15 protein-coding genes are annotated in these 15,548 nt (G+C 62.4%); 6 read left to right on the forward strand and 9 right to left on the reverse strand.

Annotated elements, in window-relative coordinates; all coding sequences use genetic code 11:
- The first annotated feature begins 208 nt into the window (after nucleotides 1-208).
- The gene (locus ETR14_RS22055; RefSeq protein ID WP_129389025.1) at nucleotides 209-1,192 is read left to right on the forward strand and encodes a hypothetical protein; all 984 of its coding nucleotides are present in this window, start codon (nucleotides 209-211) and stop codon (nucleotides 1,190-1,192) included.
- 168 nt (nucleotides 1,193-1,360) lie between these two features.
- Here ETR14_RS22055 and ETR14_RS22060 read toward each other — a convergent pair whose 3' ends face one another.
- Both ETR14_RS22060 and ETR14_RS22065 read right to left on the reverse strand, forming a co-directional pair.
- The gene (locus tag ETR14_RS22060; protein WP_371416830.1) at nucleotides 1,361-2,251 is read right to left on the reverse strand and encodes a formylglycine-generating enzyme family protein; all 891 of its coding nucleotides are present in this window, start codon (nucleotides 2,249-2,251) and stop codon (nucleotides 1,361-1,363) included.
- Nucleotides 2,252-2,548: 297 nt separating this feature from the next.
- Nucleotides 2,549-2,806 carry a hypothetical protein gene (locus tag ETR14_RS22065; RefSeq protein WP_129389031.1) on the reverse strand — a complete coding sequence of 86 codons (258 nt, stop codon included), beginning with the start codon at nucleotides 2,804-2,806 and terminating at the stop codon, nucleotides 2,549-2,551.
- Between the two features lie 340 nt (nucleotides 2,807-3,146).
- Between ETR14_RS22065 and ETR14_RS22070 the strand changes: the two genes are divergently transcribed.
- Nucleotides 3,147-3,500, forward strand: coding sequence for a hypothetical protein (locus ETR14_RS22070; RefSeq protein WP_129389034.1), 354 nt, complete (start codon nucleotides 3,147-3,149; stop codon nucleotides 3,498-3,500).
- A 1,108-nt stretch (nucleotides 3,501-4,608) separates the two neighbouring features.
- On the opposite strand, the gene ETR14_RS22075 is transcribed toward ETR14_RS22070, so the two are convergent.
- The 5 genes from ETR14_RS22075 to ETR14_RS22095 all read right to left on the reverse strand — a co-directional run bounded on the left by ETR14_RS22075 (nucleotide 4,609) and on the right by ETR14_RS22095 (nucleotide 8,435).
- Entirely contained in the window at nucleotides 4,609-4,866 is a 258-nt protein-coding gene (locus tag ETR14_RS22075; RefSeq protein ID WP_243455637.1) for a hypothetical protein, read from the reverse strand.
- Nucleotides 4,867-5,057: 191 nt separating this feature from the next.
- The gene (locus tag ETR14_RS29790) at nucleotides 5,058-5,324 is read right to left on the reverse strand and encodes a barstar family protein (RefSeq protein ID WP_129389039.1); all 267 of its coding nucleotides are present in this window, start codon (nucleotides 5,322-5,324) and stop codon (nucleotides 5,058-5,060) included.
- Between the two features lie 223 nt (nucleotides 5,325-5,547).
- Nucleotides 5,548-5,928: a hypothetical protein gene (locus tag ETR14_RS22085; RefSeq protein WP_129389042.1), complete on the reverse strand. Its 381-nt coding sequence runs from the start codon at nucleotides 5,926-5,928 to the stop codon at nucleotides 5,548-5,550.
- Nucleotides 5,929-7,389: 1,461 nt separating this feature from the next.
- Nucleotides 7,390-7,656, reverse strand: coding sequence for a hypothetical protein (locus ETR14_RS22090; RefSeq protein ID WP_129389045.1), 267 nt, complete (start codon nucleotides 7,654-7,656; stop codon nucleotides 7,390-7,392).
- A 266-nt stretch (nucleotides 7,657-7,922) separates the two neighbouring features.
- On the reverse strand, nucleotides 7,923-8,435 hold the full coding sequence (locus ETR14_RS22095; protein ID WP_129389048.1) for a hypothetical protein: 513 nt from the start codon (nucleotides 8,433-8,435) through the stop codon (nucleotides 7,923-7,925).
- A gap of 523 nt (nucleotides 8,436-8,958) precedes the next feature.
- Here ETR14_RS22095 and ETR14_RS22100 point away from each other — a divergent pair.
- The 3 genes from ETR14_RS22100 to ETR14_RS22110 all read left to right on the forward strand — a co-directional run bounded on the left by ETR14_RS22100 (nucleotide 8,959) and on the right by ETR14_RS22110 (nucleotide 11,512).
- On the forward strand, nucleotides 8,959-9,774 hold the full coding sequence (locus ETR14_RS22100) for a hypothetical protein (protein ID WP_129389051.1): 816 nt from the start codon (nucleotides 8,959-8,961) through the stop codon (nucleotides 9,772-9,774).
- Nucleotides 9,775-10,461: 687 nt separating this feature from the next.
- Nucleotides 10,462-10,887, forward strand: a complete 426-nt coding sequence (locus ETR14_RS22105) for a DUF3995 domain-containing protein (protein WP_129389054.1) — start codon at nucleotides 10,462-10,464, stop codon at nucleotides 10,885-10,887.
- Nucleotides 10,888-10,936: 49 nt separating this feature from the next.
- Nucleotides 10,937-11,512, forward strand: coding sequence for a hypothetical protein (locus ETR14_RS22110; RefSeq protein WP_129389057.1), 576 nt, complete (start codon nucleotides 10,937-10,939; stop codon nucleotides 11,510-11,512).
- A gap of 218 nt (nucleotides 11,513-11,730) precedes the next feature.
- On the opposite strand, the gene ETR14_RS22115 is transcribed toward ETR14_RS22110, so the two are convergent.
- Nucleotides 11,731-12,381 (reverse strand): hypothetical protein, encoded by a 651-nt coding sequence (locus ETR14_RS22115; protein ID WP_129389060.1) that lies wholly within the window; start codon nucleotides 12,379-12,381, stop codon nucleotides 11,731-11,733.
- A gap of 1,076 nt (nucleotides 12,382-13,457) precedes the next feature.
- Nucleotides 13,458-13,763, reverse strand: coding sequence for a hypothetical protein (locus tag ETR14_RS22120; protein WP_129389063.1), 306 nt, complete (start codon nucleotides 13,761-13,763; stop codon nucleotides 13,458-13,460).
- 194 nt (nucleotides 13,764-13,957) lie between these two features.
- On the opposite strand from ETR14_RS22120, the gene ETR14_RS22125 reads away from it, so the two are divergent.
- Nucleotides 13,958-14,986: an IS110 family transposase gene (locus ETR14_RS22125; protein ID WP_129389066.1), complete on the forward strand. Its 1,029-nt coding sequence runs from the start codon at nucleotides 13,958-13,960 to the stop codon at nucleotides 14,984-14,986.
- Nucleotides 14,987-15,548 lie beyond the last annotated feature (562 nt).

Consider the following 15,548-nt stretch of genomic DNA (forward strand, 5'->3'; position numbering starts at 1 on the left):
CCGGTCCAACGTCCCGAACCGGCGCGCGCCGGCGGCGAGCGTCGGGCTGCCGCGCGAGAGCGGACGTTCGCGGACGGGCGTCAGTTGCCGGCGGGAACAGCCGGGCAGGGTGGACAGCGATCATTGACGTGCGGGGGCGGTGTGACAAACATTGGGACATGGACGCACATTGGTCCGAGTTGGCTGGCGGCAGTCGACGATCCGTGGCATGCAATTGCTGTGGGTGCAGCGCGGGAATAATCCAATGCAAGTGGCTCTTGTGGTGGCGGCGCTAGCCACCTTGGGATTGTCTCCGGGTCAGGAACCGGACTTAGCAGCTTGGATCGCCATAGAAGCGCGGTCTCTTCATCATCAGGCAGCGCTCCAGGACAGGGTGGTCGCGACACAGACCTTGGGCGAGATCCTGGTTCATGTCGCTCAATGCGACGAAGCGGTCGCGCTTCTCGGCGCTGACGAGAGCCTGCGTGAGGGGCGCATTCAGAGCGTGGTGCTCGAAGCGGTTTGGAAGGACGACGTGGTTTGCGCCGCGCGGCTGACTGACCTCCAGCTCACGCGACCAGACACTTCGCTCTCTCCGCGGTACAGGGCTCGTCTGAACTCGGAAGCGGGCGCGGTGATGCTGGCCGCTGACCGACTTACTGAAGGCACGGCGCTGATCAGGCAAGCGGAGAACATATTAACCGCCGCGCCGGCTGCTTCCGCTGCTGGCAGGGCCGATCGGGAGGCGCTGTGGAGCGCACGGTACACCATGCAGTGGATCTATGAGGGGACGCCCCTGTACGCGCCCGCGCTGGAAGCTCACGCAAAAGGATTGGCAGCAGCGCCTGCTGAGGCGCTGCCGCCAACCCTCGCCGGGTTTCAAGTCATGTTCGTTGGATCTGACCGGAAGGATCTGGCCGAAGCCGTGGCGAAGGCTGCGTATGTCAAAGGCGTTCGGCTTGAACTCTCAGTTGCAGAGACAATTGACTACCCGGTCCCCTACCGTCCGGAGCCACCGCACTGTCCCGAAGGTGTTGAGCCGGCTCCGGTCCACAAAGGGACTCTTCACCTCACAATGAAGGGAAGCGATCCCCTGAGCGGAATGGGCATTCTCATGCGTGCGGCGCAGGCAAGAACGCTCACTGCTCGCTGCAAGCTCTCGGGCGAGAGTCCATCCATCTCCCGTCGTTCGTCGCCAGCTGACGAGCGCTAATTCGCCGCGGCTCATCGGTCTTAGTAGCATAGTTGAAGGTCTGGAATGGGTCGGAGCCGGACCAACAGCGGCCGCACTGGCGAAGGTCGGCTTTCCTGCCGCGGATCCAACGCCCGATTGGCGTCAGGGCGATCGGCTGGAGAGGGTGGTTGGCGGACCTTTGCTAAGTCACTTCGCTTCGTCCCGTACGACCCGAAATCCGGTATTAGCGTTGGCCATCGTCGCTTTCATGTAGAAGGTTTGCGAGAGGGGGGCATCGTCCTCGAGTGGGCCGCTCTTAATGATCAACCGATGGCAGGGAGGGGTTTCTCCCGGCCAGCACTCCTCGACCGGGAGCACCACGGCGGTCGAGGTCAGCTCGAACGCATTTCCGACCACGTCGTGGAGCCCGAACCGGTTCGGCGAGAGGAGACCGGTAACGCGAATGTTACTGGGCATCCGCTGATCGTAAACGTCGATCATCGGATACCTGAGCATGTCGAACGCCGTGCCGACCAAGGCATTGTTGAAGCCCAAGGCATCTCCCCACGGGTAGCGCGATGCGGCGCCGCCGCGGGCTGCAAACTCCCATTCCTCTACAGTCGGAAGCCGATAGACCTTTCCCGTGCGCCTGCTCAGCCATTGCACGTAGCATTCGGCCCCCTTGTACCCCATGCCGGTCACGGCCACGCGATCGCGCAGACGGGGGTCGCGCGGATCAACCTTCGTCCCGTCGAGCAGCGAGGGAATGGGGCAGGAAGCGTCATCAACGGACTTCAGATATTCCTTCCATGTCACCTCGAACCTGCCGACAGTGAGGACCCTCGCCCTCGTGCCCACGCTCTCTGGTATCTCGATCCGCGACAGCTGGGGACAGTCGGGACAATCCTGTTCGATCCGAACGGTGGCTTTGGGATGAGCGCTCTCGTGGACAGTCCCGACAGCGATTGGAAGAACGTCAGAACGTGGAACGTCATCAGAGCCGGGCGGCCCTCCTGCGAGCCCCGCCGCCATCGCTGGCCAACCTGCGCCAACGAGGAAGCCAGTGAGGATAAGCGATCGCGTTCGCGAAGCCTGCATACAGTCGAAGCCCCTGTTCACGGATCAACTCCTCAACTCTACCCGGCGACGCGGTGCCCACTGCAGCTTGCTTACTCCTAGGGCCGCATTGGCTCACAAGAGCTTAAGCCCGGCTGCCTCCCGAGAGGGAGGGGCTCGAACGCCAGCGGCGGCTAAGGGGCGGAGCACGTCGTAGGCACCTACATGGAGCACGCCGCTGGCGAACGTCAGGGTGCCGCGCGGAAGCGGACCTTTGCAGGGGCGCCTCGCGATCGGACCGGGAACAGCCGGGCAGGGTGGAAAGGCGAAATTCAGCAGTCATCGAGCGCTAGGGATCAAAACCGGATCGGTCGCTTTGGGCGTCGGAGTGGAGACAATCCAGACCCGAACGAACCCTGCTCGCTTGAGCGCCGCGTAGGCGGCCTTGACGCAAGTTTCCTGCGGATTATCGAAGCGGAATAGCATTGCAGCCTCGTGACCCCGGTCCCACTCTTTGGCTAAGCTGGCGATGCCTTCAAGTTCAACACCTGCGCCATTCCAGTCGTAGCCGCAGCGCCCATCTTCGCGCGTGGCCACTGTCGCATACGGTAATGTCGCCTACGACTGGCACAGGTCCGGGAAATCGGTTTTCGTCTTCTCGCAGCTCATGCTCGTTGACAACCTCGCCGGTCCTCAACGCGATCCGCTTAACCCACCACCCCATCGGTCTAAACTAAACGCTCGATGCCAATGTCCGCAACGGGTCGCAGGCGGCTGTAGCGCTCTGATCCCGCTGGTGGCGGCGCCATGGTCGGCCTACCTCGCGGAAGCAGACATAGCCGTTGCCGGCGCGGCTGCTTCCGGGGGACAGCTGACTCGGGTGGAAGGCGGAAATTGCCTCTGCCAATCTGCTGATGGAGTTTTACGGAGATGACCGATGCTCGCCATGCTTTTGATTGGTATGTCACGTTGCGCATCTGCCGACCTGTGCCCCAGTGACGACGCGCTAATCTCTGCCTTGCGGGAGCGTGACAACGCATTCGTTGCTGCAGCCTCCGCCCAATTCGCCGAAGAAGACCCGAACAGCGTCACGCTCGTCCATAGCGAGCGCATCAAGGACGTTCGCGACGTGATCTGCGGTGACGCCCTTCCCGGCGATCTGCCGACGGTCACTTGCAAGTTCACTGTCCGTTATTGGAGCCGCAATGCCTATCAGGTTGCCCGGCTGGTGAAGAAGGACGGCCGCTGGCAAGTCGATGAGGCGCTTACCGTTATGCGGAAGCGCAAATAGCCTGTAGGTCCGCTTCGGGTCGATCCGCGCTGTAGCGCCGAGCTTTCGCCCGTAGCGGAGCGATCGTCAGCCTGCCTGGTGAAGGCGGACGTTCGCGGCCGCGGCCTCCCGCGCCGGCGTGGGCAGCTGAAGTGGATGGAATGCGGACTTTGCCAGGGTCCGGCCATCAATCGAGGTAGGGGCCAGGCTCGAGATACTTAACTGCCACGATGTGAAACCGGTCGTCCACCCGGTGTAACACCCGGCGCAGGGCCGATCTCCGCTCTTCCTCGTTCCGGGGTTGGATCTCCTGCCAGGCATAGCGAAGCCCATGCGCGACAGCACGCCTCCGCTGGTTCGCGCAACTATCAAGATAAGCTTGGTACCTCTCCTCCCACGCACTCCCGGCAGAGCTGAGTTTCTCGGCCGACGCGATCAAGCACTCGTCGAGGCGGTCCATCGAAGCGCGCGATCCATCTTGAACCTCCTGTGACGAGGGAGGTTGGGAAGAGCTCGCCGCGGCGAAGAGAAGTAGTGCCACTTGCAACATCACAAAATCATTATTGCGGCCCTCTGCAAACAGCAACGGCGCGTGCTTGGGTTGGTGATTAAACTGACCCAGCTCGGCGCCGACGTGACGCTTTCGGGCGGGACGGTACATTGGTTGCCGAGCCGGCCGTTAGACGGCCATGGCAGAGGAGGGTGAAAGCGACCTCGCGCCGGCGGCGAGCAAGACGGGTGGCGCACCTCACGAGCTGGGGACGTGCGGATGGTGCGAAGTCCCGACGATGGCGCGGTGAAGGGATCAGCAGGAGAGACGCGCCTGTCGCTTCGGAGGCGACTCAGATTCAGGGACCGACGCAGTTCCTCTTTCCCGTTCGGTCTCCCCATACGCACGGCGGTAAGGCGGACCGGCGGAGAGCGCCGATCATCCCGCAATCGGACGCGTTCTACTCTCCCGCTTCACTGCGAAGGTCCGCAACGGGTCGCGGGCGGCCGTAGGAGCTCGGGCAATCCCGATTAGGCACGAACGTCGGCCCGTCGCGCGCAACCGGACGTTCGCCGCCGCGGCCTGCGATCGCGCCGGCAACAGCGGGGCAGGGTGGGAGACGGACGTTGAGAAAAGCGATCATTCATCGAGGTCCGCCAGCCCAACTGCCGCATACCTGAGAACGTACGGCGTCTCGATTGGCTTTCCGGTTGGCAGCTCGTCACCGAAGAAGGCGACGTAGCAATCGTACATGCCGATCTCGTCATCAAGCCAGCAATGAACGACAACCCCGAACTCGGACGTCATATGTGCGTCGTCGTTGAAGTAGGCATCGCGACGCACCTTTGTTCCGGGTCCGAGATAGCGATCGATCCCGACTCCGGTACCCTCTGTCACTGTGTCGCCTCCCATCTTCAGCCCGGACGGGTTCTATGGCGATTATCGAAGGTCTGGAAAGGGTCGATCCGCGCTGTAGCAGCCCGGACGCTCCGGATCCTGGCGATCGTCAGCCCGCCTGGCGAAAGCGGACGTAGCCTTGGCCGGTTCCGGCTGCGAACCAGAACAGCTGAATCGGGTGGAAAGCAGACTTAAGTCACATCAATCCGCGTGTGCGTTGCTTCGTGGGCGATGCTTCGCAGACCTTCCAACAGAGCAGGTTCAAGGTGCGTCGTGTTTGTGAAGGCAAGCCTCGCGTCGCCTGGCCAGCCCGGACCGGCGCCCTCGACCGCGTCCCAGAAAGCATTCAGGTTTCGCCCGAAGAATGCCGCTCCCTCGGGCTTTGCTGCGTCAAGGTACCGCTGCCAAAACTCCTCAGCGCTTCGGACATCAGTGCAGTCGATTACGATGGTGTGCATTCTAGCTCGTTCGCATACCGCCGCTCACGTTTGCAATGGGTCGAGCCGCGCTGTGGTGACTGATAGTGCCCGTGGCGGCACGATCGTCAGCGCACGTCGCAAAACCGGACGTAGCTCGCGCTGGCGCCGGCTTCCAACCGGAAGAGCTGAATCGGGTGGAGAAACGACATAGCGGTTGCGGCGTCCGTTGGCGCAAAGCAGGGCTTGATCTCGCGCCGCGACCCTACTCTTTGGAAAATATCCGCCACTGCCCGCTACGACGTTCACACGTGTATTTCGGCCGCTCGGTCATGGCCAAGCCGGTGGCCCGGCCATCAGCATCGACATGCCAGGAACGAACCCGCACGCGGACGACCTGACGACGGTTGCGCTCAGGAGAGACGCGCCAATCCCGAAGCTCTGAAACGTACTTCGGACAAGCTCCGTTCAGGCGGACCTCGGACCACGGCAATCTCTTCGGATTGCTGAAGCCGTTTGACCAGGTCAGGCTCTCGACCTGCTCCGTGACCTGGCAATCGATGGCTTCGTGCCACGCTTGAATAACTCGAACACAGCTATTCCGTGAAGCTGTCGCCATGCCCTCGCTGGCGGCCAGTAGCGTCACCGTGAGGGCTAGCCCTTCTACAGATAGCTTTCGCAATCAGAGTCCCTACTGCGATCAAGATCCTTATCACCAGGTTAGTCTGATGCGGCATGACCGACAACGACGTTTCTGGGGCCTCCAGACAATCCAAACCCCAGCGCAATGTTGTGAAAGGGTCGATCCGGTCCAACGTCCCGATCTGATCACGTGGCGGAGCCAATGGCTGGCCACCGCGCGAGAGCGGACCTTCGCGGGCGCGGCCTGGATCGCCGGCGGGAACATCGAAATCGGGCGGAACTCGGACTTGGCGGCTATAGCGGGAGCTGGTGCGACGCGGACATCAGCCGGAACGTTTGGGAGCGTTGCAGAAATCTACATCCGTCAACTGCGTGGAGCAGGGGCGCTGGCGTACGGCTTGCACACAAGCCGCCGCGCTTAGCCAGCTCCGCACTTCGGGCGCTCTGTGGATCTCGATTGGCCCGAATTCCATCTTGCCTATGCCCCGCTCCCAAACAGGCTCGGTGGCAGCACCAACCCCGTGATCGCCGAGGGTGGCATACGCTGTCGACAGGCACTCTGGTGAACCGGTAACTTCGATGTTGATGCGTTCGGGTGTCGAAACTTCGCCGCCCGTACAAGCGCTGGTTAGAAGAGCTGCGATCCATGTCCAGCGCGGTCTCATTGCCCACAGATACGTGACCATCCGAATGTCCGCTAGTCGGGCGCTTCCTGCTGTCCGCGCCGCGTTCGCTATGTCAGCTTCGGGTCGGAGCACGTCCTAGGTCCCCACATGGCGCAAGGCGGCGACGAACGGCAGGTTGCCGCGTGCAATCGGACCTTCGCCGGATCGCCTGGCGATCGCCGCGGGAATGGCAGGGCAGGGCGGATATCGGACCTAGCCCGTTAAGCCTTCGGCTGCTCACGGGAACCTAGAGCGAGCCTCGAGCTTGGCCGTGACGAGCCCGCCATAAACGCCATCTGCCTCGACAGAAGCCCTCGTTGGGGGGGATAAATGAGGTGTTGGAAGCGGGCATGAGCTTCTCTACGTCATTCCGGCACGGCTCACATTAAACTCAATTGGAATGCCGAGTTCGGGAATGAGCGGGAATGGGTTTCCTCATTGCCGGTGTTCTAGCCGCCAAGGCTGTCCCCATCGCTGGACATCTGCACGCATACGCTCCTTGCGCAGACCGGTCAGCGTGCCAGAATAGCGGAGCCGCAAGGGCAGGGGGTAAGATGAACTGGTGGAAGGTAGCCTTTTTCGGCACGCTGTTCGCGTTCGAGGCAGCACGCGAAGTGGCGGTTTTGGCATCCAACGGACCTCCGAAAATAGCGGTGAGCATGGCCAATCAGTATCGAAGCCCCGACGGCTCACTCGTAACGGCATCGGGCAGGTGGCAGCGCACCGATGGGGGAGAGGCGTTAGTTCCTGCTGCTGTCCAAATCGAGTGCTGGAGAGAGCGCGGTTCGTGCGTCATGGCCTCAGCGCTCGTTGATGACGGCTATGTCCACGTTCCCCGGATCGAGCAGCGAGACGCGCGATTCACAGCGACGGGTGCCGAGTTCACGGATGATTGGCCGACGTGCGTAAAAATGTTCGTTCGGATCGATGCCGTTCACAATATGACCACGGCGGTGCGGAGCTCGAAGAACTCGAAGGAAGACCCGCTCTGCAAAGCGGCTGAGCAGATACAAATGCGGCTTGCAGGCTACGATACTGGGCAGCACAAGCGATGGCTCAAGGGTCATTTTGTGCCCCTTCTCAGTATGGTGCAGTGGGTAGCAGACCTTCGGTCGTGAACCGAAGGAAGGCGATGATCCTGTCCCTCGCTATGAAGCTGATGACTTGGTGGCAGGTTGCAGGCCGGCGAAAGTCAGCAATGGGTCGGACCCGCCCACCGTTTCGACGTGAGGCACCCCGACCCCGAAGTTCACGCTGTCGCGCGAAAGCGGACCCTTGCAGGCTGCTTGGCGATTGCGCCGGGAACAGCAGGGGAGGGTTTCGGCCCTCCTGTCTAGCGGCAGTTCTCAACGAGCGCGTTCACCAAAGCTGCGCCACCACGAGTGGAGACCGAGTGCACGGTCCTCTCGCTCTCGATCCGAATACGGCCATCGCTTGCGAGCGTTCGCGCACGCGCATCGTCTGCTGAGAGTCGCGCGACTTTGCCGATGCCGAAGGGGAGCTGCTCGACACTTCCACGAAGTCTGCTGCCATCCGGCAGCAGCGCAGTGACCGCATCTCCGACACGGCCGTCGCTGCGTTCAGGAGAAATAAGGACCAACTCGCGGTTCGTGCACGCGATTTGGATGTCGAACTCGTTTGGCGCGGCTATGCCGAAGCGAACGCTACTGTCAGGAGCAACCACGTGCCAGCGATAACCGAGATCCGCGGCGATCGCATCATCCGCATCATCCAGAGCGGCCTCCGTTATAGCATACGCCTCATCCTCCTTCGAAGGAGCGGCGCTCGGCTGCGAGCCTAGACCGGAGCAGTCAAATGCAACCCATAGCAAGACTAGCGGCATCATCGCTCCAGATTGCCGCGCGCGCTGGGAGTTCGCAATGGGGCGGATATGGGTCGGAGCGCGTCCTAGGTCCCCACATGGCGCAGACCGGGGGCGAACGTCAGGGCGCCCCGCGGAAGCGGACCTTCGCCCGGTCGCCTGGCGATCGCGCCGGGAACAGCCGGGTAGGGTCGATGCGCGCTGTAGGACGGCGGACGCTTCGGACCACACGCGATTGTCAGCCTATGGCGCATTGGAGACCGCACGGCGATCGAAGATGACGTGTCCACCTGTTTCGCGGCCGATCTGGCCCTCCCCGGTTGACCATAGAGAAAAGTCTTATCAGCCGGCTCGCCTTGGTCGGAGGCGAACGTCCGCATTGGGTCGGAGCTGGTCGACCGTCCCGATCTGGGCCCGCAACGGGGCCGACGTCAGGCTGCTGCGAAAGACCGGCCATTCGCGGCCTCGGCAGCTGGCGTTGGCGTGAACAGCTGAACCGGGCGCGGAAAGCGAACATTCACCGCGTGTAGCGCCTATAGCGTACAACATGACCCTAACGGATTTGCTTCTGAGTCGATTCACGACGGGCGTTCTGGCCACATCGCTGGGCATAGTTCTTCTCGTTTGGGCCGGCTACGTCGACACGACCGGAGGCAGGCTCCAAACACTGCTCGGTGTAGCAGCAGCGGGTTTGTGCGCGATGTTCTTACTGCGGCTGGTCGCACGGTTCCGGCGTTTGTCGCAGCCAGCAGCTCTGCCGGCGAGGCAATCGTTGCGCTGGGAGGAAAGCGGCCGGTTTGACCCGGTCGACGCTGGGCCGCGGCGCGGCACGGGATATATCGCCTACACCGACAGTTTCTCTGCCACCGGAACGGTGCATCACTATCTCGCGGCACTTTCGGAGGAGGAGACGAGGATCGTGTTTTGCGGGGCGGCCTGCGCATATCTCCGCGAGCGGATGGGTCTGCCGCCTAGCCAAATTCTGTCGGATGAGGGCGAGCGACGGCCTCCGACAACTCCGGTCTCGGCGGTATCGACGCTGGGATGGCTCGCAGCCATCCACCGAGACTATCCTGACAATGCGCCACCCGACTCCTCCTTCGTCCAGCGTGCCCTGCATCATGCAGCAGAGGAGTATGCCGACGGCCGCAGCCTTGCCCTGCAACGGGCGTGGAGGTCCCTCGATACGGAACTCCTGCGCGCGGGATTGGACCCCGACAGTCGCCGACTCAGGCTCGACGCTCAGCGAGAGCTGCGAGATCTGGACGTGAAGGCATCCACCACGCTGCTCCGCTGGGGTGCCGATCAGGGCCGGCAGTTAGGGAGGTTGCATGGGCCGGCGCCCGAAAGATCTTGGGCCTAATTCCGAAACGTCCGCAAAAGATTCAGGACGGATTGCGACGGCTCATGCTCGGCCGCGGCTGCTGGCATGCGAGCAAACGAGGGGCCGAAAGCACGAGGGTCAACGGGCTATTTCAGCCGTTCGCCCAATGTCCGGGATGGGTCGAACCACGCTGTAGCAGGGATGGAGAGCGCATCTCAGCACAAACGTCAGCTCCCCTAGCAGAAGCTGACATTCGCCGCGTAGTGACCGGCTTTGTCGCCAGCGGACGTTCGGGCCGGTACCAACGAACGGGTTGGATTGGTCGCAGCTCGCCGTAGGAGCCGGCACAACCTCGGTGACACGCGATGGTCGCCTAGCGCGCGCAATCGGACTCTCGCCGCCGCGAGGTGCGATCGCCTCGGAACCGCCGCGGAGGGTGGAAGGTTGACGTTTAGTCTCGGGGCAGATGGCGGCAACTCTTGCGCAGGCGGTCCGACACCGCATAAGTGATCTTCGATCCATTGGGCAACGCGATACCAGACGCGATTTTACACGGGATCCGCAGAATTTGCGGTCCACGTCTCGCTGCAGCGCAAAAGCCGACGTTCGCCGGCTACGGCGTCGATCGTCGTCGGAACAGCTGAACCGGGTGGAAAGAAGACATAGTCCTTACAAGCTTGACTAGGCCTCTTGTGGGGAGTGCCCCCGAGAAGGCAGGAATGCGCCATGATCCTCGCCGCCGCGCTCGCAATCGTCTTATTCGCTGCTGCTTTCCACGTCCATTGGGCACTGGGAGGGCATCTCGGGTACTCGGTGTCTCTGCCACAGCTGCCCGACGGCACACCTGTCATGGCTCATCGCCTGCCTTGGTGGCGCCCCGCCGCAGGCGGTGTCGCCCTATGCCTGGTCTGCTTTGCGTTGCTCCTACTCACGCGGGCCGGGCATCTGCACCTGCCGCTGCCGCAAGCTCTGGTTCGCTTCGTGTTGCTGTCGGTGGGCGCGGCGTTCGTGGCTAGAGCCGTGATACCCAATCGCTATGTCGGCCTCTTCAAGGGTCTGCGGACCACCCGGTGGGCAAAGTACGATACGCGGCTCTACAGCCCACTTTTTCTGGTGCTCGGGCTGCTGACAGTCTGGCAGGCAATGAATTAGCAAATGCCAAGATCGCACCGGGCTGGGAATTCACTTCACGATGGGATCGTTGACCTATCTCTTTGGCTTCATGACCAACGCAGTCATCGCGACCATTCTCTCGGGAGTCATCGCTGCCGTGGCCGCTTGGCTGCCCATCAAAGCCCCAGAGGCCGGGCCCCAGGAAAGCGTTCCCAGAGCTGCGAGAGCGGCAAAGGTATTCGCGGTCAGCTGGCTGCTGATCATGCTTTACGGCTGTGTGCAGATGTTTGGAACGCATCATGAGGAGTTGAGCAAGTTCGAGGGAGCTGGAGTAGTCCCCGGCCTAATCGAAACCGAAGCGCAGGTTCTGCATGCGGAGCACATTGCCCTTGGGGACAGCGCGCAAACGTACGTAGCCATTTCTACGACGTCGCAGGCGGTCGAGCGGATCATGGGCATGAAGGGGTTGAAGCCGTCCCAGTTTGATGGTCATACCGTGAAAGCGCGCGGATGGCCGGTGCCGGAATGGTGGCCTATGAGCGCGTGTGAGGGAGGAGCCACGTACGGCGGCGACCCTTTTGCGGACCCGCCTGTCTACTCTGAGTACACGCTCAATTGGTGTCCGGTTGAGAAGAAGGCCTACGTGCAGCGGTTCGATCACTAGGCCTCGTTCTCGATCCGCCTAATGTCCGCCTTGGGTCGGACCCGGTCCACCGTCCGGACGTGAGGCACCCCGGCGCGGAAGGTCAGGCTGCCTCGCGGAAGCGGACGTAGCCGTTACCGGCGCCGCTCCTGGGTGGAAACAGCAGACTCGGGTGGAAGGCGGACGTTCGTCGCTGCCCGCAGCAGGTCGCGACGCGGGACAGTCGGCGTTGAGTTTGCTTAGTCGACGATCGTGACGGTGACGGTGGCGCGGCATCTGCCGGCCGCCCGATCCCCTTCCAGCGCGACAAACGCCTCCGAAAGACGTCGTTCGCTGCTCACCCAGTCCGGAACAGCCAACACCTGTCTCGCGCCCACGGCACCGTCTGCTTCCACTACGATGACCTGGGCATCGGTCTCTCCGAAGAGAGATGGGATCTGCGCAGTGCCCGTGTCGATCTCGATCCCGGGTTGTCCTATACGTGCAGAGCCGGCCAGCGGAGCATCCCTCTTTATGACCGTGTGGGTCGCACGTGAAATCTGCTTGGTCCACACGATGGTGCCGCCGAAGCGGATTGTTGCGGTTACGGGAAACCGCACATTGCGCGGCAACGCTATCGAGCCAATTTCCAGGGCTGCCATGGGCTGGTCAGATCGGAACTGTTCTTCTGAGTAGACCCAGCTGGCGCGATATTGATCGCCAAGTAACGTTATTGATCGGCGCACCGGGCGGTGCAACTTATCCACTTCCAACGCTGCCAGGAACCAAGCTCCGTTTGGCCGCTCCCGCACCTCTTGACGGCAGAACAGTGTTTCCGAGGTATGCTCGATCTGCTGACCAGTCCCGGCAGATGCAACGGCCGCGACGGAAGAGAGGATGAAATCGATCATAGCGGCAGCCTAGGAGCGTGGAGTAGACCTCGTCTAGCCTCCCCACGTGTCCACTGAGGGTTGCAGCCGGTCGACAAGCCCGAGGTGGCGCACGACGCCGCGAGAAGTAAGGCTGCCGCGCGTAAGCGGACGTAGGCCTCACCTGCGCCCACTCCCGACCGGAACAGCCGGAGAGGGTGGAAACGCGACATTGCGCTCAACCCGGCATTATCGCAGAAGCGGACATGCAGCTGCGAATCCTAGCCGGCAACTCAGCGCGAAAGCCGGTTGATCGAGGGCAGCGAGCTTCTCAAGAGAGGACGCTCGCGATTAGGTTTCGGATCGATGGCATGCGATCCCGTTGCTTTTCAGTTGAACTCAACTCGGTAAGCGATCCCGTACCCGTTTTTCACTCCCCATTCTTGTAGGCAGCGCCACGACTCAGGCCGGCTTTCAGCGTCTGGCGCGTGAACAACCATCGTGGGTCGGTGTTCGGATTCGATCGAACCTATAGCGACCGCGTCCTTATAAAAGCCGCAGACCCGCGCCGCTTCACGTGTCTTTTCGTTCCTCAGCAGTCGGGGAGCAGCTGGTTCGGAGCAAGCGGCCGTCGAAAGTAGCAATACAGCAAATGTAGACCGCATCTTCATTGCTTCCTTCTCACATTGTGGTTCCTTTGTGTCGAGATTCCAACACGTGCGCCGGGTCAACGGCGATCGGCAGTCCACCCGCCGGAACGAGGATCAGCCGAGCCTGATCGAAATTCAGGGCGGGTTGCGCAGCTTGTAGCCTTTTGAAGGGTGTCCAAGCGCGGTGAAGGGTGAAGATTAGCTCGCAGAATGGCACATCGATGATTGGCTGAGTCAATCACTGCAATGGGTCGCAGGCGGATGTAGCAGTCTGATCCATCGGGATGGAACACGACCGTCGGCCTACGGCGCGAAATCGGACGTTCGCCGCCGCGGCCTCCTGCGCCGGCTCGGGCAGCCGGCTCGGGTAGGATTGAGACGCTATCTCGCTGGTAGAAACTTGGCGACCGCCTCGTTCTTCGCCAGCGGTGACAGCCTAATCGGGTGGCGAGCGGACCTTGTTTGAGCTCAGAGGCGGGTGAAGAGAGCGGCGCCGCTCGCCACATCTTCAATCCGGATGATCTCAGTCGAGTAGAAGTGATAACGGTCGTCCGCTGAGATCGGAATTCCGCCCATCTCCGCGAAATGCGCCCACTCGGCTAACGCAGGATCCAGCCACGGCGCCTCTTCTATCTCGTGGATCCGCATCCGTTCACCGTTCCATGTCGTCAGGAGTGTCGGGTTTCCGTTCCGGGATCGCAGAAGCTGGACGAGTTCATGCTCGGTCAGAAGCGTCTCAGCATCCTGGTTCACTCGTTCGATGTTGTCGCTCATAGCTTGGGTGTGCCGCCTCACATGAATGTCGTCTATGGGTCGGACCCGGTCCACCGTGTCATCTGGCGCATGGCTGCGACGAACGTCGGGGTGCCGCGCGGAAGCAGATGGGGTGGATGGCTCCCGCTCCCGGCATCTGAGTGCCAAATTGTGGTTGCTGTCGAAGCGTCCACTCACGAGAGGAGCCATCCGCGATGGAGATTAGCACGATCGGCCTCGATCTGGCCAAGAGCATCTTTCAGGTTCACGCGATCAGCACCGCTGGCGAGACGGTCGTCCGGAAAGCGCTCCGGCGGTCGCAAGTGCTGCCGTTCTTCACAAAGCTGCCGCCGTGCCGGGTCGGGATCGAGGCATGCGGCACATCGCATCACTGGGCGCGAGAACTGACCAGGCTCGGCCACGACGTGCGACTGATGCCGCCGGCTTACGTGAAGCCGTATGTGAAGCGCGGCAAGACCGACGCCAATGATGCGGAGGCGATCTGCGAGGCGGTGACGCGGCCGACGATGCGGTTTGTGCCAGTGAAGTCGCCTGAGCAGCAGGCGGCGCTGGCGCTGCACCGAACTCGCGATCTGCTGGTCAAGCAGCGCACGCAGCTCGTCAATATGATCCGTGGTTTGCTCGCGGAGTTCGGGATCGAGATGGCGCGAGGGCTGCACCATGCGCTCGAGCTCGCGAAGCGGCTGGTCGACGGCCGCGCACCCGACGTGCCGGAGCTGGCCCAGCGGGTGGTCACCGGCTTGGCGCAGCAGATCGGCAATCTGCAGGTGCAACTGGCGGCACTCGAGAAGGAACTGCTCGCGTGGCATCGGTCCAACGAGCTGTCGCAGCGGCTTGCGACGATCCCTGGCGTCGGGATCATCTCGGCGACCGCGCTCGCCGCTTCGGTCACGGAGCCCGAGCGCTTCCGATCGGGTCGTCAGTTTGCTGCATCTCTGGGGCTGACGCCGCTGCAAAACTCCAGCGGTGGAAAGCAGCGAATGGGCCGGATCTCGCGCATGGGAGATCGCTACCTGCGCCGGCTGCTCGTCGTTGGCATGACATCGCTGATCAGGCGCGCCAGGACGGCGCCTGCATCAGTGGATCCGCGCATCCCTGCCATGCTGCAGCGTCGACCGGCGCGCGTCGTCACAGTCGCCGCCGCCAACCGGACCGCGCGCGTCGCGTGGGCGATCATGACCCGCGGAGGCACGTATCGGCGGCCGACTTTGGCTGCGGCATGAGACGCTAACCAGGAGACCAGCTCAACGAGGTTGCGAGGACGAAGAGATGTGATGGCGCACCGGTCAGACCGGGAGCAGGGGCACGCCGCCGAAAGTCCGAGGCATCATAGCCTGCGAAGCAGAGTGGCACCCAGCTCGCGGATACCATCAGGGCCAGCGGTCAGGAAAACGGCCGCACCAACAGGCCGGACACAAGACTGCACCCGACCAGCCGCCAAACTTCAAATCGCCACTTGCAACGCGGGAGCCATCCACACAAGACCTTCGCAGGGGCGCCTGGGGATCACGCCGGGAATAGCCGGGGTGGGGTGGATTCGAGACATTCCACGCGTCGCCCCATCGCCGCAGAACCGGACATTGAACCGGGGAGGCACGCCGGCAGCTCAGCGCCAAAAACCGGTCGTACATACTGGGTAAGTCAGTTCCTAGAAGCGGCCGTTGGCTCCCTGCGCGTGTAAACCATCGGATTTCCGGCCCCCGCCAGACCCGCCGCGGACGCGTGCCGCCGGGACCGATATCCTGTCTTCACCTGTCTGGGAGCCTGACGCGCACCAAAGTTGCC

Origin of the sequence: Sphingosinicella sp. BN140058, from assembly GCF_004135585.1 — a bacterium.
Lineage (GTDB): Bacteria > Pseudomonadota > Alphaproteobacteria > Sphingomonadales > Sphingomonadaceae > Allosphingosinicella.

Bases quoted from the DNA above. Each gene is read 5' to 3' on its own strand.
- ETR14_RS29790 (WP_129389039.1), bottom strand. From the start codon at position 5,324: ATGCACACCATCGTAATCGACTGCACTGATGTCCGAAGCGCTGAGGAG.
- ETR14_RS22120 (WP_129389063.1), bottom strand. From the start codon at position 13,763: ATGAGCGACAACATCGAACGAGTGAACCAGGATGCTGAGACGCTTCTG.
- ETR14_RS22055 (WP_129389025.1), top strand. From the start codon at position 209: ATGCAATTGCTGTGGGTGCAGCGCGGGAATAATCCAATGCAAGTGGCT.
- ETR14_RS22115 (WP_129389060.1), bottom strand. From the start codon at position 12,381: ATGATCGATTTCATCCTCTCTTCCGTCGCGGCCGTTGCATCTGCCGGG.
- ETR14_RS22125 (WP_129389066.1), top strand. From the start codon at position 13,958: ATGGAGATTAGCACGATCGGCCTCGATCTGGCCAAGAGCATCTTTCAG.
- ETR14_RS22100 (WP_129389051.1), top strand. From the start codon at position 8,959: ATGACCCTAACGGATTTGCTTCTGAGTCGATTCACGACGGGCGTTCTG.
- ETR14_RS22090 (WP_129389045.1), bottom strand. From the start codon at position 7,656: ATGACCCTTGAGCCATCGCTTGTGCTGCCCAGTATCGTAGCCTGCAAG.
- ETR14_RS22070 (WP_129389034.1), top strand. From the start codon at position 3,147: ATGCTCGCCATGCTTTTGATTGGTATGTCACGTTGCGCATCTGCCGAC.
- ETR14_RS22060 (WP_371416830.1), bottom strand. From the start codon at position 2,251: ATGCAGGCTTCGCGAACGCGATCGCTTATCCTCACTGGCTTCCTCGTT.
- ETR14_RS22105 (WP_129389054.1), top strand. From the start codon at position 10,462: ATGATCCTCGCCGCCGCGCTCGCAATCGTCTTATTCGCTGCTGCTTTC.
- ETR14_RS22095 (WP_129389048.1), bottom strand. From the start codon at position 8,435: ATGATGCCGCTAGTCTTGCTATGGGTTGCATTTGACTGCTCCGGTCTA.